This is a genomic window from Pseudomonas sp. NFXW11 (genome assembly GCF_049887815.1).
Taxonomy (GTDB): domain Bacteria; phylum Pseudomonadota; class Gammaproteobacteria; order Pseudomonadales; family Pseudomonadaceae; genus Aquipseudomonas.
Genome location: NZ_JAGEKI010000007.1, coordinates 253,348 through 272,237, shown reverse-complemented (window position 1 = coordinate 272,237; position 18,890 = coordinate 253,348). Strand labels below are relative to the sequence as shown.

Here is an 18,890-nt window from a genome sequence, read left to right as displayed (position 1 = left end):
GGACCGGGCGCCGCTCCTGATCCAGAAGCGGCGCCCGGTCCTTTATTTCACGACAGAATGATGACTGTTTAATGACGATCCGCAGAGCGATCGAATTAAATTGCCATCATCAGTGCTTGGCCACCGAAGTGTTGAGCTTCAGGTAGTCCAGCAGGATGCGCCCGGTCTCGCTCAGGTAGGCGTCGTCTTCCGGCTTGGTCTTGTCCGGTTCGGCGGCGGCCAGTGCATCCTCGTCCTCTTTCTTCAGCTCCTTGAGCGGTTCCTCGCCCTTGGCCTTGCGCCGGGCGTTTTCCAGCGCCAGTTGCTTGGCTTCGATATCGGCATGCTGGGCACGACGATCGGCTTCGTTGAGGCTCACGGTTTTTTCCGCCATCAGCTTCTGCGCCAGGGCCAGCTTGTCGCGGATAAACACGAACTCCGGATCTTTCGCCGAGCGGGTTTCATGCTCGGCCTTGAGCTGGGCCAGGAACGGCTTGAACGGGTCCATGGCCGGCTTGATGGCCGGGCGGATGGTGTCCCATGGCATGGCTTCGGGCAGGGCGCTTTCGCCGATTTCCTTGGTGTCGATGATCGACGGGTAGCCGATGTCTGGCAGCACGCCCTGATGCTGGGTGCTTTGCCCGGAAACCCGGTAGAACTTGGCCAGGGTCAGTTTCAGCTCGCCATGGTTCAGCGGCTGGATTGTTTGCACCGTGCCCTTGCCGAAGGTCTGGCCGCCGATGATCAGTGCGCGGTGATAGTCCTGCATGGCGCCAGCGAAGATCTCCGAGGCCGAAGCCGAGAGACGATTGACCAGCAACGCCAGCGGGCCCTTGTAGAAGGCGCCAGGGTTTTCATCTTCCAGCACATCGACACGGCCATCGGCGTTGCGCACCAGTACGGTAGGGCCCTTGTCGATGAACAGGCTGGTCAGTTCGGTGGCTTCCTGCAGGGAGCCGCCGCCGTTGTTGCGCAGGTCGATGACCACGCCGTCGACCTTGTCTTTCTGCAGCTCGGTCAGCAGCTTCTTCACATCGCGGGTGGTGCTCTTGTAGTCTGGATCGCCGGCGCGGAAGGCCTTGAAGTCCAGGTAGAAGGCCGGGATCTCGATCACCCCGAGCTTGTAGTCCTTGCCATCCTGCTTGAGGTTGAGGATCGACTTCTTCACTGCCTGGTCTTCGAGCTTCACCGCTTCACGAGTGATGGGCACGATCTTGCTGGTCTGGTCGTTCGGTGCATTGCTGGCCGGGATCACCTCCAGGCGCACCAGGGTGCCTTTCGGACCGCGGATCAGCTTGACCACTTCGTCCAGGCGCCAGCCCACCACGTCGACCATTTCCTTGTCGCCCTGGGCAACGCCGATGATCTTGTCCGCGGGAGCCACTTGCTTGGTCTTGTCCGCCGGGCCGGCCGGCACCAGGCGCACCACCTTGACCTGGTCATTGTCGCTTTGCAGCACAGCGCCGATGCCTTCCAGGGACAGGCTCATGTTGATGTCGAAGTTTTCCGCGTTATCCGGCGACAGATAGTTGGTGTGCGGGTCGTAGGACATGGCGAAGGTGTTGATATAGGCCTGGAAGATGTCCTCGGCCCGGGTCTGGTCCAGGCGCGCCAGCTGGTTCTTGTAGCGCTTGGTCAGGGTTTCCTGGATCTGCTTGGGATCCTTGCCAGCGATCTTCATCCGCAGCACTTCGTCCTTGACGCGTTTGCGCCATAGGTCGTCGAGTTCTGCGGTGGTCTTGAGCCAGGGAGCGTCCTTGCGATCGATCAGCAGGTTTTCCTTGGCGGTGAAGTCGATCTTGTCGACGCCTTTATTGAGCTCCGCCAGGGCGAAATCGAGACGGGATTTGACCCGGTCCAGATAGCGCTTGTAGATGGTGAAGCCGGCGTTCAGGTCGCCGCTCTTGAGGAAGTCGTCAAACTGGGTTTTCCATTTGTCGAATTCCGCGATGTCGCTGGCCAGAAAGTAGCTGCGCGACGGGTCCAGCAGCTTCAGGTAGCTGTCGTAGATGATCACCGAGCGCGCATCGTCCAGCGGTGGCTTGCTGTAGTGGTGGCGCTTGAGCAGTTCAACAACATTGAGGCTGGCAATTACCTCATCGCGATCAGGCTGAAGATTGTCCCAGCTGTTGGCTGCGAACGTATTGGTCGACATCGGCAAGAGGCCGAGACCAATGAAAAGAGCGAGGGCGGTGCTGGGGAACAAATGCTTCATGCTGATTCGACGCGGGGGCAATTGATAACGCATATTAGGCCGTCTTTGAAGTCGCCGGTTCCATAAGGACCGGTCGCATAATGCAAAAAGCCCGGTGCTACCGCTCCGGGCTCAGTCCAGACTCACTATGGAGGCACTGTGAAAGCATTGCAAGGCGTTGAAGGTCAAGTGCAGTGGGTTGAAGAGCCAAGCCCGCCCTGCGATGCGGGGCAGGTGCGTATCCGGGTAGCGGCGGCGGGCCTCAATCGGGCCGACTTGTTGCAGCGTGCGGGGCTCTATCCTCCACCTCCCGGGGCCAGCCAGGTGCTTGGGCTGGAGTGTTCCGGGGTGATCAGCGAAGTCGGGCCAGGTTCGTCGTGGCAGGTAGGTGACCGGGTTTGCGCGCTATTGGCCGGTGGCGGCATGGCCGAGGAAGTGGTGGTGGATGCGCGGCATGTGCTGCCGGTGCCCGAAGGCTTGTCCCTGGTGCAGGCCGCAGCCTTGCCCGAGGTCTACAGCACGGCCTGGCTCAACCTGTTCCAGCTGGCGGCGCTCAAGCCCGGGGAGAAAGTGCTGCTGCACGCCGGTGCCAGTGGCGTCGGTTCGGCAGCAATCCAGCTGTGCAAGGCCTTTGGCAGCCCATGCTGGGTCAGCGTCGGTTCTGCTGATCGCCTGGCGTACTGTGAAAGCCTTGGCGCCCAGGGCGGGGTAGTCCGTACCGATGGCTTGCAAGCACTGCGGGATGTCGGGCCTTTCGATGTGGTCCTGGACCCGGTGGGCGCCAACTATGCGGCCGACAACCTCAAGCTGCTGGCCCTGGATGGTCGCTGGGTGCTGATCGGCCTGATGGGTGGCCGGGAAACCCAGCTCGACCTGGCCCAGGTGCTGGGCAAGCGCATCCAGTTGCTGGGTTCGACCCTGCGCAGCCGCGACGAGCAGTTCAAGGCCGACCTGCTCAGTGACCTGGGGCAGAACGTCTGGCCGCTGTTCAGCGAGGGGCGCCTGAGCCCGCAGCTGGCCATGACCTTCCCGATCGAGGATGCTGAAGCCGCCTTCAACGAGCTGGCCGGCAATCAGGTCTCGGGCAAGCTGGTGCTGGTGATCGACCCCAGCCTCAGTTGACTTATGAAGGAGCCGGCACGTCGGCGAAGCTTTCGAGCTTTTCGCTGGCGAGCCAGCTCCTGCATGGGCGGTCGGGTTACTTCCAGTGGTGGATCGGCCAGCCGGCTTGCTCCGCATGTTCACGCAGCACCGGGTCGGGGTTCACCACTTGGGGGTGGTCGACCTTGAGCAGCAGCGGCAGGTCGTTGCGCGAATCGGAATAGAAGGTCGCGCCCTCCAGGTTCTCTTCCTCGGCATCCAGCCACTCCAGCAAGCGGGTGATCTTGCCCTCACGGTAGGTCAGGGTTCCGACGGTGTGGCCGGTATAGACCCCATGCAGCACTTCCAGCTCGATTCCCAGCACTTCGTCGATGCCCAGGCGTGCGGCAATCGGTGTCACCAGGTGGGTGCCCGAGGCCGAGATCACCAGGATCCGGTCGCCGGCCTTGCGGTGGGCGGCAATGGCCTTGCAGGCTTCGCTGAAAATGATCGGCTCGATCACGTCCTCGACCCAGGGCTCCACCAGGTGGGCCACTTCTTCCGGGGTGCGTCCGGCCATGGGCTCCAGGCTGAAGAGCATGAACTCCTCCATGGCCAGCTTGCCGTGGCTGTAGGCGTCCATCAGTTCGTTGTTGCGGCGCATGAACGACTCGCTGTCGACCCAGCCCAGGCGCCCCATCTGCTCGCTCCAGAGGGTGGCGCAGTCGCCGTGAATCAGGGTTTCGTCCAGATCAAAAATTGCCAGGGCCATCAGTGCAGCTCTCTCTTCAGGATCAATCGCGTGAAAGCCATCAGGCTACCTCACACAGGGCCGCGGGATCGATGGCCAGCGCCAGGCGTTGGCCATCGGCATGCAGGTCGTCGGCCGAGCGGTTGAGTACGTCTACCACCAGTTCCACGCCGCGGGCCTCGACCCGATAGCGGATCACGTTGCCCAGCAGGCTGTGGCTGCGAATCAGTGCGTCGAGCTGGCCGTCCTTCTTCAGCTCTATGGCTTCCGGGCGAATGGCGATGCGGCTGTGCACCGGACGCTGCAACAGCTTGCTGGCGCTGGCCGCGTCCAGCAGGTTGTAATTGCCGATAAAACCCGCGGCGAACACATCCACCGGGGCGGTATAGAGGGTTTCGGCATCGCCGCTCTGGACGATCTTGCCCTGGTTCATCAGGAAGATCCGGTCGGACAGGGTCAGGGCCTCTTCCTGGTCATGGGTGACGAAGATGGTGGTCAGGCCCAGCTCGCGCTGGATAGCGCGGATCTGTTCGCGCAGGTGCTTGCGAATCCGCGCATCGAGGGCCGATAGCGGCTCATCGAGCAACAGCAGGCGTGGCCGGGTCACCAGGGAGCGGGCCAGGGCCACCCGCTGGCACTGGCCGCCTGAAAGCTGGTGCGGGTAGCGACCGGCGAAGTCGTTGAGTTCCACCAGTTGCAGGGCTTCCAGCACTCTTTTACGGCTGTCGTCGGCCCCTACCTTCTGCATGCGCAGGCCGAAGGCCACGTTCTGCTCCACGGTCATGTTGGGGAACAGCGCGTAGCTCTGGAACACCATACCGATCCCGCGTTTCTGCGGGCTCAGGGGCACGATGTCCTGGCCGTCGAGGAGGATCTTGCCGCTGTCCACCGGGGTCAGCCCGGCGATGCAGCGCAGCAGGGTCGACTTGCCGCAGCCGGAGGGGCCCAGCAGGGTGACGAACTCGCCCTTGTGGATCTCGCAGTTGATATCGCTGAACACCGTGGTGCCGGCGTAGTTCTTTTGCAGGTGTTGGACGCTGACGAAGCTCATTGGCTCTTGTCCTTGTTCAAGGTATTGGCGGCCCAGGTCAGAACCAGCACAAAGAAGAAATAGGAGATCACCAGGGCGCTGGTGAAATGGCCGCTGCTGTTGCGCATGTTGTTCAGGTACACCTGCAGGGTTTCATAACGGGTGCCCACCAGGATGTTGGCGAACACGAATTCGCCGAACAGGAAGGAGAACGACAGCAGCAGCGCCACCATCAGGCCCTTGCGCAGGTTCGGCAGCACCACCAGGAAGGCTGCCTGCCAGGTGCTGGCGCCTAGCAGCTGGGCGGCGTCCATCAGGTCCCGCAGGTTGATCGCCTGCAGGTTGTTGGTGATGGCCCGGTACATGAACGGCAGTGCCACGGTGAAATAGCAGCCGATCAGAATCCACGGCGTGCCGACCATGGCCAGGGGCCCGGAACCATAGAGTTGCAGCAGGCCCACCGAAGACACCACCGGCGGCACCGCGAAGGGCAGCAGGATCAGGATGTTCATCAGCGCATCGAGCCTGGGAAAGTGGTAGTGCACCACGAACAGCAGTGGCAGGATCAGCACCACCGACAGCACCAGCGCGCCGACGCACACCAGCAGCGACTGGCCGAAGGCACTGAGAAAGCGCGGGTCGCTCCACAGCTGCACGTACCACTTGAAGGTGAAGCCGCTGGGCAGGATGGTCGCCGACCAACTGCTGGCGATGGAATAGACGAAGGTCCCCAGCAACGGCAGCAGCAGGATGGCGAACAGCAGGTAGGCCACGCAGCGGTGATAGAGGTGGGCGGAGCCGGGTTCAGCGCGCGACATGGTAGCTCCTCTTCAGCAGCAGTTGATGGACGATGGTCACCAGGGTCATCAGGGCCACCAGCACTACCGCCAGGGCGCTGGCCATGTTGGGGTCCAGGGAAATATCCCCGGACACCATGGCGGCGATGCGGATCGGCAGCACGTTGAAATTGCCGGTGGTCAGGGCATACACCGTGGCATAGGCGCCCAGGGCGTTGGCCAGCAGGATCACGAAGGTGCCCAGCAGCGCCGGGGTCAGCACCGGTAGGCCGATATGCCGCCAGAACTGCCAGCCATTGGCCCCCAGCAAGGCCGCGGATTCACGCCAGTCTTCGCGCAGGGCGTCGAAGGCCGGGTACAGCAGCAGCACCCCCAAGGGGATCTGGAAGTAGGTGTAGAGAATGATCAGCCCGGTCTTGGAGTAGAGGTTGAAGTCCTCAATGATCCCCGACTGCTTGAGCATGAGGGTGATGGCGCCGTTGAAGCCCAGCAGGATGATGAAGGCGAAGGCCAGGGGCACGCCAGCAAAGTTGCTGGTCATGTTGGCGAAGGCGTTGACGAAGTTGCGCAGCTTGGAGTCCACCCGGCGCAGCGAGTAGCTGCCGAGTATGGCGATGACGATGCCGAACAGGCTGGACCAGAAACTGATCTCCAGGCTGTACTGGATCGCCTGCAGGTAGAACTTCGAACTGAAGATCCTAGTGAAGTTGGCCAGGCCCCAGCCGAACTCCTCGGATTGCAGGCTGTTGATCAGCACCCACACCAGGGGCGCCAGCTGGAACAGGATAAAGAACAGGGCGAAAGGCACCAGGCACAGGGCTGCCAGCCATTTGCCGCGGGTCACTGAGTTCACTTCAACAGCTCCCGGCAGAAGGGTTTGTCATGGGCCACGCCCAGTAGTTGGCAAACGGTGCCGCACAACTCGGTCTGCTTAGGCACGGCGCCGGGGTCGAGGCTGAAGGCTGCGCCAAACACGAACAGTGGCACTTCGCGCTCCTCGGCCAGCAGGCCATTGTGCGAGCGATCGTTGTTCATGCCGTGGTCGGCGGTCACCAGCACCTGGTAGCCGGCGTCGAGCCAGCCTTGCAGGTAGTCGGCGAGGATGATGTCCGCCGAGCGTGCGCTGTTGCGGTACTGGGCGCTGTCCAGGCCGTGCTTGTGGCCGGCGTCGTCGATATTCATCGGATGCACCAGCAGCAGGTTTGGCTGGTGGCGCAGGCGCAGGTCCTCGGCATCGGCGAACAGGTGGGAATCGGGGTAGTGGTCGTTCCAGTAGAAATGGCCATGCTGGATCGGCAGTTCGGCGTCGCTGGTGTGGCGATCCCGTGGCGCGTTGAAGGGGCTGCGGTTGTAGAGTTCGCTGACCCAGTGATAGGCCGCCGCGGCGGTGCACAGGCCGGCATCGCGGGCGTAGTGGAAGATGCTGCGTTGGGTGGACAGGCGCGAGACCTGGTTGTGCACGATGCCGCTGTCGATTGGCGTGACGCCGGTGAGGATGCATTCGTAGAGCGGGCGGGACAGCGCGGGCAGTTCGCATTGCAGCTTGTACAAGGCAGCGCGACCGGCAGCGACATGGGCTTGCAGGTGCCCCATGGCGTGGCGGGCCACTTCGTGGTTGAGGCCGTCGAGCACCACAAGGATGACGTTGTGCTTCATGAGGTGGAGGACTCCGGGATCAAAGGTGTGGGAAGCGGCTTGCCGGCGAAGGCTCTTGTGCGCTGGTCTGGGTAGCGCGGAGGGGCCATTCGCCGGCAAGCCGGCTCCTACAGGGATGCAGCCTTACTGCATGTTGATGATCACTTCTTCCTGCCACTTCTGCGGCAGGCCCTTGGAGGTTTTCTCCCAGGCGTCGGCGTCCTTGATCGGGGTCACGTGCTTGTACTGTTCGTTAGGCAGCAGGTTGGCCTTGACTTCCGCTGGCAGGGTTACGTGCTCGGCACGGATCGGCCGGGCGTTGCCACGGGCCAGGTTGATCTGCCCGGCGTCGCTGAAGATGTACTCGCGGGCCAGCTTGGCGGCGTTCGGGTGCTTGGCGTACTTGTTGATGATGGTGGTGTAGCCGGAGATCACCGAGCCGTCGGACGGAATCAGTACTTCGTAATCGTCCTTGTTGACCATCTTGTTGCGGTAGCTCAGGCCGTTGAAGTCCCAGACCACGCCCACTTCCACTTCACCCTTCTCCATGGTGGCGATGGTCGGGTTGGCCAGCGACAGACGACCCTGCTTGGCGATCTCGGCGAACATCAGCAGCGCCGGCTGGATGTTCTTCTCGTCGCCACCCTTGGCGATGGCGGCGGCCAGTACGCCGTTGGCGGCCTGGGCAGCGGTGCTCACGTCACCGATGGAAACCTTGTACTTGCCCTTTTCCAGGTCGGCCCAGCTCTTGGGGGCTTCGGAACCGTGCAGCAGCTTCTTGTTGATGATGAAGGCAATGGTGCCGGTGTAGGCCAGGGCCCAATTGCCGTCCTTGTCCTTGGCCCAGTCCGGGACCTGGGCCCAGGTGCTTGGCTTGTAGGGCTGGACCACACCCTGCTTGACCGCAATCGGGCCGAAGGCCGCGCCGACGTCGCCGATATCGGCACTGGCGTTGTCCTTCTCGGCGGCGAACTTGGCGATTTCCTGGGCCGAGCTCATATCGGTGTCGATGTGCTTGAGGCCATAGGTTTTCGCCAGGTCTTCCCAGGTGCCCTTCCAGTTGGCCCAGTCGTCGGGCATGCCGACGCTGTTGACCGCACCTTCCGCCTTGGCGGCGGTTTCCAGGGCTTTCAAATCGTTGTCAGCGGCCATGGCAGAGGTGCACAGGGCGATGGTCGAACCTAAGAGTGAGGCCAGGAAAAGCTGTTTCATCCGAAGCTCCTTTGGGCGTGTTCAACGCTGCGTTGTTATCAACGGTCTTGCGGTGGGTTGGTCTAGGTCAGCAATACCTGAGCCAATCTAAGCCTGTTGGATGACACTTTGATGTCGGCGCCAGCGGCAAAGGCCCGGGTACGGCCTTGGAGGTGCGTTGGCGGAGTAAGCGTAGATCATGGGCAAACACCCGGCAGGCAAGGACCTGGCGGATAATTTGCAGGCCAGTGAACGGGTCGATTACGGGCTTTGTCATCTCTCGTTCATCTGGCTTGCCTAGGCTGGCGAGAGAGCAACAGAGGGCTGGTCAGGTCGTTGAGTCGCCCTGAAACAGTGCTGGTCTAGTCCAGATAGGTAACGTTGATGCGTATTGATGCAACCAAAGCGGTGACAGCCATCGGCCAGGTGCTGCAAGAGCAGATCGCCCATGGCCTGCTGGCGCCGGGCAGCAAGCTGCCGGCCGAGCGCAAGCTCAGCGAGCTGTTCGCCACCACGCGAATCACCGTGCGTGAAGCGTTGCTGCAATTGGAAGCCCAGGGGCAGATCTACCGCGAGGAGCGCCGCGGCTGGTTCGTCTCGCCGCCACGCCTGGCCTACAACCTGATGCAGCGTAGCCACTTCCACGCCATGGTCAGCGCCCAGGGCCGGGTGCCATCCACTGAAGTGATCTCTGCGCGGCTGATGCCGGCGTCGGCGGCGGTCTGTGCCTGGTTGCAGCTGCCGGCGCTGTCCAGCGTGATCCAGATCTGCCGAGCCCGGCGCATTGATCAGCGACTGGTGCTCTATGTGGAGCACTACCTGAACCCCAGGTACTTCCCGAACATTCTCGAGTTCGACCTGAACCAGCCGATCACCGAGCTTTATGCCCGGCATTACGACCTGCATTACGGGCGGGTGCGTTTTGAAATAGTACCGACTTCATTGCCCGCTGAAGCGGCGGCAGCCTTGAAGGTATCGGTGGGCAGCCCCGGGCTGCGTATCGCCCGGGTCAACTATGACCAGCACCAGCGGCTGATCGATTGCGATCTGGAGTTCTGGCGCCACGACGCCATTCATGTGGGTGTGGATGTGCTCTAGGAACGTGCCGCCGGTGCCGGCGAAGGGCTGGGCACGGCTTTAGGGCTTCTTCGCCGGCAAGCCGGCTCCTACCGGGCTATTCCTTTCCGTTGCCGCCGCCGGCGGTGATCACCTGGATGCTCATGCGCGGGGTGGCCAGGTCCAGCCCGGCTTCGTCGAGGTGGCGCTTGAGCGACAGGTTGAAGGCCCGGGACACTTCCCATTGCTTGATCGGCGCGGTCTTGAAGCGGGCGCGGAGAATGGCGCTGCCGGACTCGAAGCTCTCCACCCCCTGGATCTCCAGGGGCGACCAGATATTGCGCCGCTGCAGCGGGTCGGTGCGCATTTTCTGGCCGACATCGCGCATCAGCTTGATCGCGTCGTCGATCTCCATGTTGTAGGGGATCGCCACGCGGAAGATCGCGTAGCCGAACTCCCGGGAGTAGTTCTTGATGCTCTTGATCTCGCTGAACGGGATGGTGTGGACGATGCCGTCGATGTCCCGCAGGCGCACGGTGCGGATAGTCAGGCCCTCGACCGTGCCCAGGTGGCCGCCGACATCCACATAGTCGTCGATGGCCAGGGAGTCCTCGATGATGATGAACAGGCCGGTGATCAAGTCCGCCACCAGCGACTGGGCGCCAAAGCCGATGGCCAGGCCGATGACCCCGGCACCGGCCAGCAGCGGCGTGACGTTCATGCCCATGTTGGCCAGGGCAACGATGCTGGCAATGATGAAAATGGCCACGAACAGCACGTTGCGGATCAACGGCATCATGGTTTGCGCCCGAGCGTTGGCCAGTCCCTTGCGCGAGCGGGTCAGGGCGTGGTGCACCGCGGTGTCGGCGAGAATCCAGATCAGCCAGGCGAACAGCAATGTACCCGCGAGGCTGAACAGCTTGATGCTGACCTCATGGCCGTCGCCTTCGGTGAAACGGATCAGCGACAAGCCCCAGACCCGCAGGCCAAGTTCGATAAAGGCCAACCAGACCGCCAGGTGGGCCAGGGTATAGAAGAAGCTCTTGAGTCGTTCGGAATACAGGGCATGGCGCTTGTGCCCGCGTTGCGGCTTGAGGGCGTGGCGGCGCACCAGGCCGTTGATCACCATGCACAGCACCAGCAGCACGGTGCACAGCAGCGACTGGCGCAGGGCGGTGCTGGTGTCGCCGGCGGAGACAAAGGTGGCGAACAGCGAAATGCCCACCAGCACCAGCGCCGGCAGGTACCAGAAGGTGCCGATGATCTCGATGGTATCGCTCAGGGCCCGGCGGGTCAGGCGTCGGGACAGCGGCTGGTTGCGGATCAGGTGGGCGATCGGCCGACGGAAGCGCAGGATGAACACCCCGGTGGACAGCGCCGCCATGACATTGGCAAAGGTTGCGGCGGTGTGGGCCAGGTGCTGGCCCAGGCTGGCTACCATGCGCGGGTCGCTCAGGGCCTCGCCGAAGGCGGCGAAGCTGCCGATCCACCACAGCGGGCGAAACGCCTGGCGTCGCAGGATATACAGGGCGCGATGGCGATGGGGGCCGTCGAGCACGGAAAACGCCACCACGCAGATCGCCGAGAAACAGGTGCCCACCACCAGGGCATAGGCCAGCACCATGGCCAGTTGCTTGCCCAGGGACGAGGGCAGGGAGTAGGTCAGGTACACGGTGATCAACAGGGCGATCAGCCAGGGGCCGAGCTTGCGCAAGGCAAAGCGCAGCAGGTCCCAGGTCTTGGGGTGCTGCGGCAGCTCGTCGGTCAGGCCGAAGCGCAGGCGCACCCGGTGGCTGAGCCAGATCAGCGCCGCCGCCAGTAGGCTCCAGACCATGAGGATCAGGGCGAAGGCGAAGATGATCGGCAACCATTGGCTGGCCGGCAGCATCAGCGCCGAGAGTTCTTCCTGGGCCTGGTCGAACTCGTCGCTCCAGCGGGTGAGCGGGCTGTCGGCGCCGGAAAACTGCTTCTCCAGGTTCGACAAGGTGCCGCCGATCAGCCCCAGCACCCCTTCCTCGGCAGCCGGCTGGGCCTTTTTCGTGACATCCCGCAGCTTCTTCAGGTCGGCCAGCAACTTGGCCCGCTGCTGGTCGTTCTCCAGGGACTTGATCACTTCGTCCAATGACTGCCCCAAGGGTTCCTCGGCCTGCGGCTGCGCCTTGCTCTGATTGCCCAGCAAGCCCGGCAGGCCCACTGCCTGGGCATTGGCCAGGGGCAGGAGGGTCAGCAGGCAAACGAGCAGGGTGCAGGGCAGGGCGAAGAAACGAGCGAACACTGGGCGGTCAACCTTGGAAATGCGGATCGACCGAGTGTACGAGGCCCCCCCATTCAATGCGAGGGCATGGGGCGGATTTATTCCGCGAGCTTGGCCAGGATCTTGTAGACCACGGTGCCGAGGATCAGCAGCATGCCGACCCACATGCTGAACACGCCGAGGTTCTTGTCCCGGAAGTTGAAGCCGATGGCCAGGAGGATCATGCCCGAGAGGATCGGGATGAGCATGGAGTGGAATGAAGACATCGAGATCATGGCGACGGCCTTGTCAGGAAGGATACTCATAAGTCTAGGTCGCTTTGTCGCGACCCGGGTTGATATGCATCAGCGCCCGCCGGTGCGACCCGTGCCACGCCGGCGGCGTAACGGCGCCGGCGGCGTGGCGGGGGCCAATCAGGGCAATTCGTGGCTGGCGTAGAAGGCGCTGAGCACCTTGACCAGGTGGGCCAGGTCGTGGCTGCCGCAGAGTTCGCGGATCGAGTGCATGGCGAAGGTCGGCAGGCCGATATCCACGGTGCGCACCCCCAGGTGGCTGGCGGTGATCGGGCCGATGGTGGAGCCGCAACCCATGTCGCTGCGCACCACGAAGCTTTGCACCGGCACTTCTTCGGCCATGCACAGATGGCGGAAGAAGCCGGCGGTTTCGCTGTTGGTGGCGTAGCGCTGGTTGCTGTTGACCTTGATCACCGGGCCGGCATTGAGCTTGGGGCCGTGGTTGGCGTCGTGCTTGTCGGCGTAGTTGGGGTGCACGCCGTGGGCGTTGTCGGCGGAAATCAGCAGGGATTTCTGGATCGTGCGCACCAACTCGTCGCCCTCGGGCAGCAGGCGTTGCAGGGTCTGTTCGAGCATCGGGCCGTCGGCGCCACAGGCCGAGCAGGAGCCCACTTCCTCGTGGTCGTTGCACACCAGCACGCAGGTTTCCTCGCTGTCGGCCGTCAGCAGGGCCTGCAGCCCGGCGTAGCACGACAGCAGGTTGTCCAGGCGCGCGCCGGCGATGAAGTCGCCGTGCAGGCCAATGACCGCAGCGCTCTGGGTGTCGTAGAAGCTCAGCTCGTAGTCCAGCACCACATCGGCGTTCAGGCCGTGTTCGCGGGCCAACTGGTCGGTGAGCACGGCGCGGAAGTCCACCCGCTCGTCACCGGCAAACTGGGCGAGGATCGGCGGCAGCTCGTTCTGCGCATTGATCGCCCAGCCCTGGTTGGCTTCACGGTTGAGGTGAATGGCCAGGTTGGGAATGATCGCGATCGGTGCCTTGAAGTCGATCAGCTGGCTTTCCACCTTGCCGTCGCGGCGGAAGGTCACGCGGCCGGCCAGGGACAGGTCGCGGTCGAACCAGGGTGCCAGCAGTGCGCCGCCGTAGACTTCCACCCCCAGTTGCCAGAAACCCTGGCGTTGCAGTTCCGGTTGCGGCTTGACCCGCAGGCAGGGGCTGTCGGTGTGGGCGCCGACCATGCGGATGCCGCTTTGCAGCGGCGAATGCCGGCCCAGCTTGACGGCGACAATCGAGGAATCGTTACGGGTGACGTAGTAGCGGCCGTTGGCCTCGGTGGTCCAGGGCTCGCGTTCGTCGAGGCGCTGGTAACCCGCCGCTTCCAGGCGCTGAACAAGGCTGGCAGTGGCGTGGAAAGGGGTAGGGGAGGCCTTGAGGAAGTCGATCAGGCCTTGGTTCAACTCTTCGCGCATAAGTAGCTCCAGACAGCAGTGGCGCGAGTTTAACGTATAGGCGTGCCTTGTAGGAGCTGGCTTGCCAGCGAAGGCTGCAATGAGCCGGGCACGCCTCTCGGTGCGCCATCGCCGGCAAGCCGGCCCTTGCAGCTGATGGCTTCAGAACGGCGCCGGGCAGTTGAAGCGCAAGCGCTCGCCGCTCTGCGGGTGGGTGAAGCTGAGCATGCTGGCGTGCAGGCACAGGCGCGGCCAGGCAGCGAGGGCTGCGGCGTGGGCATACAGGCCATCGCCCAGCAGCGGATGACCGATGGACAGCATATGCACGCGCAATTGATGGGAGCGGCCGGTGATGGGGGTCAGCTCGACCCGGCACCAGTCGCCGCAGCGCTCCAGCACTTTCCAGAAGGTCAGGGCGTGCTTGCCGTGCTCATGGTCCACCACATGCCGAGGCTTGGTCGGCGGGTCGTAGCGCAAGGGCAGGTCGATGCTGCCGCTGTCCAGTTCCGGCTGGCCCCAGCAGAGTGCGGTGTAGGCCTTTTCAGTTTCACGATCATGAAACTGTCGTGACAGCTCGCGATGGGTGTCCGGGTCCCGAGCCAGAAGAATGATGCCTGAGGTTTCCCAATCCAGGCGGTGCACGATCAGCGCCTCGGGGTAACCGTTTTCCTGCAGGCGGGTGATCAGGCAGTCCTTGTTGTCATCGGCGCGGCCGGGGACGGAAAGCAGCAGGGTAGGTTTGTTCACCACCAGGACGGCGGCGTCCTGGTGCAGGATGTGAATATTCGACAACGGCATTAAAACAGCCTCGTAACAAACGCCAACGGCGGCTCGCCGGCCTCGATGCAGTGCATGAGGCCAGCGAGCCGCCGTGGCTCCTGCAGGACCGATCAGCGATCGGGCAGGGTGATATTGAGTTCCAGGATCGAGCAGCTGCCCTGGTTTTCCAGAGCGACGTGCACGTCGTCGGACCCGATATTGACGTACTTGCGGATCACTTCCACCAGTTCCTTCTGCAAGGCCGGCAAGTAATCAGGGGTGCTGCGCTGGCCGCGTTCATGCGCCACGATGATCTGTAGACGCTCTTTCGCTACCGACGCGGTACTGACCTTTTTGTTGGCACGAAAGAAGTCAAAAAGATTCATTATCTACCTCCAAACAGGCGCTCGAAGAATCCCTTCTTCTCGACATCAAGGAACCGGTGTTCCACGGTTTTGCCCAGCAGGCGGTCAACCGCATCGCTGTAGGCCTGGCCCGCATCGCTCTGGTCATCGAGAATCACCGGCACGCCCTGGTTGGAGGCCTTGAGCACTGCCTGGGATTCCGGGATGACGCCCAGCAGGGTCACCGCAAGAATTTCTTTGACGTCTTCAACGCCGAGCATTTCGCCGTTGCTCACGCGCTCCGGGTTGTAGCGGGTCAGCAGCAGGTGTTCCTTGATCGCGTCTTCGCCTTTTTCGGCGCGACGGGATTTGCTCGCCAACAGGCCGAGCATGCGGTCGGAGTCGCGTACCGAAGACACTTCCGGGTTGGTCACGACAATCGCTTCGTCAGCGAAGTACATGGCCAGGTGCGCGCCTTTCTCGATACCGGCCGGGGAGTCGCAGACCACGAACTCGAAGGTTTCCTTGAGTTCCATCAGGACTTTTTCCACGCCTTCCAGGGTCAGCGCGTCTTTGTCGCGGGTCTGGCTGGCAGCCAGTACGTAGAGGTTTTCCAGGCGCTTGTCTTTGATCAGGGCTTGCTGCAGGTTGGCTTCGCCATTGACCACGTTGACGAAGTCGTACACCACGCGACGCTCGCAGCCCATGATCAGGTCGAGGTTACGCAGGCCGACGTCGAAGTCGACGATCACTGTTTTGTGGCCGCGCAGAGCGAGGCCGGTACCGATAGCGGCGCTGGTGGTGGTTTTACCCACACCACCCTTGCCGGATGTAACCACGAGAATCTTGGCCAAGGTGTTTCACCCCTAAGGAAAAAGGACTTTTAGCCCCTGAAAAACATCTCTATGAAAACTACTGCAGTCGGACAGCCTTGGCTGGAGTTCGGTCAGCGGCAGGATTTACCTCGGTAAACACTGCTGATTGCCAATTTCCTACTTCGTTTGAGCCGTTATCGCTAGGTTTTAGAGATGTTTGGAAAATGCGGCAGTATCCGTTAAAGACGTGTGATGTTCAACACGTCACCCGACAGGCTGACCTGGACTCCCGAGCCCCACAGCGGATCGCGTCGCAGGTCCTCGGAAACCTTGTATTGGCCGGCGATGGAGATCAGTTCAGCGCTCAATTGCTGACAGAAGATCCGCGCCTTGGTGTCGCCCTTGACGCCTGCCAGGGCCCGGCCGCGCATTGGGCCGTATACATGGATATTGCCATCGGCGAGAAGTTCCGCGCCCGGGCTGACCGAAGACACCACCACCAGATCGCCACCCTGGGCATAGATCTGCTGTCCGCCGCGTACTGGCGAGGTGATGATGCGGGTCGGTTTGACCGCGGGCTCCGGGGGCTTTTCCGGCACTTTCTTGACTTCGCTTTCCGGCGGTTCGAGCGGCCGCTCACGGGCGCCGGACGGCGGCAGCACCGGCAGATCGACGGCAATCGCCGCGGCAATGTCCTCGATGCGGCTGGCGCGAATCGCCAGGGTCCGCAGGCCGTGATGGCGGCAGACGCGCATCAGCCCGGGCAGGTCCACTGAGCCCTCGGCAGCCGGCAGCTTGTCCAGCGCCAGCACAAGCGGTGCATTACTGAAGAAATTCGGGGCCTGGGCGACTTTCGCCGCCAGTTGGCGATCCAGGCCTTCCAGGTCGTTGCGGGCCAGTTCCAGGACCGTGATGGCGAGCATGCTGCCCTTTAACTGGAACACAGGGTCTTGGTCTAGCGATTCGGTTTGGCTCATGGTTTGCAGAAGGCGGCTTGTCACTGAAAGTGCCGAGACTTATAACGAGATCGCCCGCGGGCCGCAAGCCAGGTCGAACCGATGTAGAATGCGCGACCTTGTTGTCTGTCCCGGAATCTGTAATGGATCGCCCGCGTTTTCGAGCTGCATTTCTTTCCCCCCGTTTCTGGCCGCTGTGGCTGGGCCTTGGGCTGCTGTGGCTGATCGTCCAGTTGCCCTATCCCGTGCTCCTGCAAGTCGGTCGTGCCCTGGGCGCGCTGATGTACCGGGTGGCCGGCGCCCGGCGCGCCATTGCCCAACGTAACCTGGAGTTGTGTTTCCCGGAGAAATCCGCCGCAGAGCGCAAGCGCCTGCTCAAGGAAAACTTCGCCTCCACCGGCATCGCCTTTTTCGAGATGGCCATGAGCTGGTGGTGGTCCAAGCCGCGCCTGGCGCGCCTGGCCCATATCGAGGGCCTGGAGCACCTCAAGCAGGCCCAGCGTGAAGGGCGAGGGGTGATCCTGATGGCCGCGCATTTCACCACCCTGGAGATCGGCGCAGCACTGCTCGGCCAGCAGCACACCATCGACGGCATGTACCGCGAGCACAAGAACCCGCTGTTCGACTTCATTCAGCGCTGTGGCCGCGAGCGGCACAACCTGGACTCCCTGGCGGTAGAGCGCGACGACGTGCGCGGCATGCTCAAGCTGCTGCGCTCCGGCCGAGCGATCTGGTATGCACCGGATCAGGACTACGGCATCAAGCAAAGCATCTTCGTGCCGCTGTTCGGCATCCAGGCAGCGACCGTCACTGCTACCAGCAAGTTCGCTCGCCTGGGCAAGGCGCTGGTGGTGCCCTTCACCCAGGAGCGCCTGGCCGACGGCAAAGGTTATCGCCTGGTGATCCACGCACCCTTGACGGACTTTCCCGGTGCCAGCGAAGAACAAGATTGCCTGCGCATCAACCAATGGGTAGAAACGGCGTTGCGCGCCTGCCCCGAGCAGTACCTTTGGGCCCATCGACGCTTCAAGAGCCGGCCACCGGGCGAGCCCAGGCTCTATAGCAAGCGCGGTTGACCCCCAGGCATTGACCAGCGGCCCCAGGGCGCCATGGATGGAGTGAGTGGATGAGTGCGGCAGAACCTGTCACGGGGTTGATTCTTTCCGGTGGTGGTGCCCGAGCGGCCTACCAGGTGGGCGTGCTGGCGGCGATTGCCGAGCTCTCGGGCCCGGGGGCGCGCAATCCGTTCCCGGTGATTGTCGGCACCTCTGCCGGAGCCATCAATGCCGTCAGCCTGGCCAGTGGCGCGGCGGATTTTTCCGCGGCAATCGAACGCCTCACGGCCTTTTGGCGCAATTTCAGCAGCGACCAAGTGATGCGCAGCGACTGGTCCGGGGTGATTCGCCAGGCCAGCCGTTTCGTTGGCCACAGCCTGCTGGGTCTGGGCGCCCAGGTGCCAGTGGCACTGATCAACAGCTCGCCGTTGCGCGATCTGCTCAACCAGCACATGCACCTTTCGGGCATTCGCCAGGCCATTGCCCAGGGGCAATTGCACGCGGTGGCGGTGACTGCCTTCGGTTATGAGTCCGGCCAGGCCGTGACCTTCTATGAAGGCGGCGGGGTGATCGAGCCTTGGTTGCGCCATCGACGGATTGGCGTGCCCACGCACCTGACGGTGGACCACCTGCTGGCCAGTTCGGCGATCCCGCTGCTATTTGCGCCGGTGAAGCTCGACCAGGAGTACTTTGGTGACGGTGCAGTACGCCAGTCGGCGCCCATCAGCCCGGCCTTGCACCTGGGGGCCAGCCGGGTGCTGGTGGTGGGGGTCAGCGGCAACCCTCGGGGCAATGATCCGGACAGCAGCCTGCAACGCGCCTATACCGGGCAGGAGCCGACCCTGGCGCAGATCGGTGGCCATATGCTCAACAGCACCTTTATCGACAGCCTGGAAAGCGATATCGAACTGCTGGAGCGACTCAACCATTTCAGTAGGCTGCTGCCCGGCAGTGCGGCCGACCGCCATCTGGGCATCGCACCGGTGGACGTACTGGTGATTGCCCCGAGCCAGCCGATCGACGAAATTGCCGCGCGCCATCGGCAGGAGCTGCCGGCGGCCCTGCGGCTGTTCCTGCGTGGGCCCGGCGCGACCCGCACCAGCGGCGCGGGGGTGCTGAGCTATCTGCTGTTCGAGGCATCCTATTGCAATGAGCTGATCGAACTGGGGCGCAGCGATGCCCTGGCCAAGCGCGAGGAGCTGGCACGCTTCCTTGGGCTGTCGGGAATGCCGCAGGCCTGAAGTAACTGAGGGCGATATTCGCTTGGTGCCCTTGCTCCTTTGGCCGCCTCTTGCAGATATTCGGGGCTGTA

At 62.9% G+C, this 18,890-nt stretch carries 18 protein-coding genes; 4 read left to right on the top strand and 14 right to left on the bottom strand.

Features of this window, described 5'->3' with window-relative positions; all coding sequences use genetic code 11:
• Window positions 1-109: 109 nt before the first annotated feature.
• Window positions 110-2,194, bottom strand: coding sequence for a carboxy terminal-processing peptidase (locus J4P02_RS13745; RefSeq protein WP_426191053.1), 2,085 nt, complete (start codon window positions 2,192-2,194; stop codon window positions 110-112).
• A gap of 138 nt (window positions 2,195-2,332) precedes the next feature.
• On the opposite strand from J4P02_RS13745, the gene J4P02_RS13740 reads away from it, so the two are divergent.
• A complete protein-coding gene (locus J4P02_RS13740; RefSeq protein ID WP_426191051.1) occupies window positions 2,333-3,295 on the top strand; it encodes a zinc-binding dehydrogenase in 963 nt (320 codons plus the stop codon).
• Between the two features lie 76 nt (window positions 3,296-3,371).
• On the opposite strand, the gene J4P02_RS13735 is transcribed toward J4P02_RS13740, so the two are convergent.
• The 6 genes from J4P02_RS13735 to J4P02_RS13710 form a co-directional block, all read right to left on the bottom strand.
• Window positions 3,372-4,025 carry an HAD family hydrolase gene (locus J4P02_RS13735; RefSeq protein WP_426191049.1) on the bottom strand — a complete coding sequence of 218 codons (654 nt, stop codon included), beginning with the start codon at window positions 4,023-4,025 and terminating at the stop codon, window positions 3,372-3,374.
• Between the two features lie 40 nt (window positions 4,026-4,065).
• Window positions 4,066-5,055, bottom strand: coding sequence for an ABC transporter ATP-binding protein (locus J4P02_RS13730; protein WP_426191047.1), 990 nt, complete (start codon window positions 5,053-5,055; stop codon window positions 4,066-4,068).
• Entirely contained in the window at window positions 5,052-5,852 is an 801-nt protein-coding gene (locus tag J4P02_RS13725) for an ABC transporter permease (protein WP_426191045.1), read from the bottom strand. Before J4P02_RS13725 ends, J4P02_RS13730 begins: the two co-directional genes overlap by 4 nt.
• On the bottom strand, window positions 5,839-6,684 hold the full coding sequence (locus J4P02_RS13720; RefSeq protein WP_426191043.1) for an ABC transporter permease: 846 nt from the start codon (window positions 6,682-6,684) through the stop codon (window positions 5,839-5,841). The genes J4P02_RS13725 and J4P02_RS13720 overlap by 14 nt, the downstream gene beginning before the upstream one ends.
• Complete coding sequence (locus J4P02_RS13715; protein ID WP_426191041.1) at window positions 6,681-7,487, bottom strand: alkaline phosphatase family protein; 807 nt, start codon at window positions 7,485-7,487, stop codon at window positions 6,681-6,683. The genes J4P02_RS13720 and J4P02_RS13715 overlap by 4 nt, the downstream gene beginning before the upstream one ends.
• Before the next feature lie 123 nt (window positions 7,488-7,610).
• Window positions 7,611-8,678, bottom strand: a complete 1,068-nt coding sequence (locus J4P02_RS13710) for an ABC transporter substrate-binding protein (protein ID WP_426191039.1) — start codon at window positions 8,676-8,678, stop codon at window positions 7,611-7,613.
• A 363-nt stretch (window positions 8,679-9,041) separates the two neighbouring features.
• Here J4P02_RS13710 and J4P02_RS13705 point away from each other — a divergent pair, with 363 nt between their 5' ends.
• Complete coding sequence (locus J4P02_RS13705; RefSeq protein ID WP_426191037.1) at window positions 9,042-9,755, top strand: UTRA domain-containing protein; 714 nt, start codon at window positions 9,042-9,044, stop codon at window positions 9,753-9,755.
• A 76-nt stretch (window positions 9,756-9,831) separates the two neighbouring features.
• On the opposite strand, the gene J4P02_RS13700 is transcribed toward J4P02_RS13705, so the two are convergent.
• The 7 genes from J4P02_RS13700 to minC all read right to left on the bottom strand — a co-directional run bounded on the left by J4P02_RS13700 (window position 9,832) and on the right by minC (window position 16,544).
• The gene (locus J4P02_RS13700; RefSeq protein WP_426191035.1) at window positions 9,832-11,988 is read right to left on the bottom strand and encodes a mechanosensitive ion channel family protein; all 2,157 of its coding nucleotides are present in this window, start codon (window positions 11,986-11,988) and stop codon (window positions 9,832-9,834) included.
• Window positions 11,989-12,065: 77 nt separating this feature from the next.
• Complete coding sequence (locus tag J4P02_RS13695; protein ID WP_426191104.1) at window positions 12,066-12,272, bottom strand: hypothetical protein; 207 nt, start codon at window positions 12,270-12,272, stop codon at window positions 12,066-12,068.
• A gap of 108 nt (window positions 12,273-12,380) precedes the next feature.
• Entirely contained in the window at window positions 12,381-13,670 is a 1,290-nt protein-coding gene (locus J4P02_RS13690) for a M18 family aminopeptidase (protein WP_426191033.1), read from the bottom strand.
• 141 nt (window positions 13,671-13,811) lie between these two features.
• Window positions 13,812-14,447 carry an RluA family pseudouridine synthase gene (locus J4P02_RS13685; protein WP_426191031.1) on the bottom strand — a complete coding sequence of 212 codons (636 nt, stop codon included), beginning with the start codon at window positions 14,445-14,447 and terminating at the stop codon, window positions 13,812-13,814.
• Window positions 14,448-14,539: 92 nt separating this feature from the next.
• Entirely contained in the window at window positions 14,540-14,794 is a 255-nt protein-coding gene (gene minE / locus J4P02_RS13680) for a cell division topological specificity factor MinE (RefSeq protein ID WP_019693048.1), read from the bottom strand.
• On the bottom strand, window positions 14,794-15,606 hold the full coding sequence (gene minD / locus J4P02_RS13675) for a septum site-determining protein MinD (RefSeq protein WP_011062650.1): 813 nt from the start codon (window positions 15,604-15,606) through the stop codon (window positions 14,794-14,796). Before minD ends, minE begins: the two co-directional genes overlap by 1 nt.
• Window positions 15,607-15,806: 200 nt before the next feature.
• A complete protein-coding gene (minC, locus tag J4P02_RS13670; RefSeq protein WP_426191028.1) occupies window positions 15,807-16,544 on the bottom strand; it encodes a septum site-determining protein MinC in 738 nt (245 codons plus the stop codon).
• A gap of 122 nt (window positions 16,545-16,666) precedes the next feature.
• On the opposite strand from minC, the gene J4P02_RS13665 reads away from it, so the two are divergent.
• Both J4P02_RS13665 and J4P02_RS13660 read left to right on the top strand, forming a co-directional pair.
• Window positions 16,667-17,599 (top strand): lipid A biosynthesis lauroyl acyltransferase, encoded by a 933-nt coding sequence (locus J4P02_RS13665; RefSeq protein WP_426191026.1) that lies wholly within the window; start codon window positions 16,667-16,669, stop codon window positions 17,597-17,599.
• 50 nt (window positions 17,600-17,649) lie between these two features.
• Window positions 17,650-18,819 (top strand): patatin-like phospholipase family protein, encoded by a 1,170-nt coding sequence (locus tag J4P02_RS13660; RefSeq protein ID WP_426191024.1) that lies wholly within the window; start codon window positions 17,650-17,652, stop codon window positions 18,817-18,819.
• Window positions 18,820-18,890: the final 71 nt, after the last annotated feature.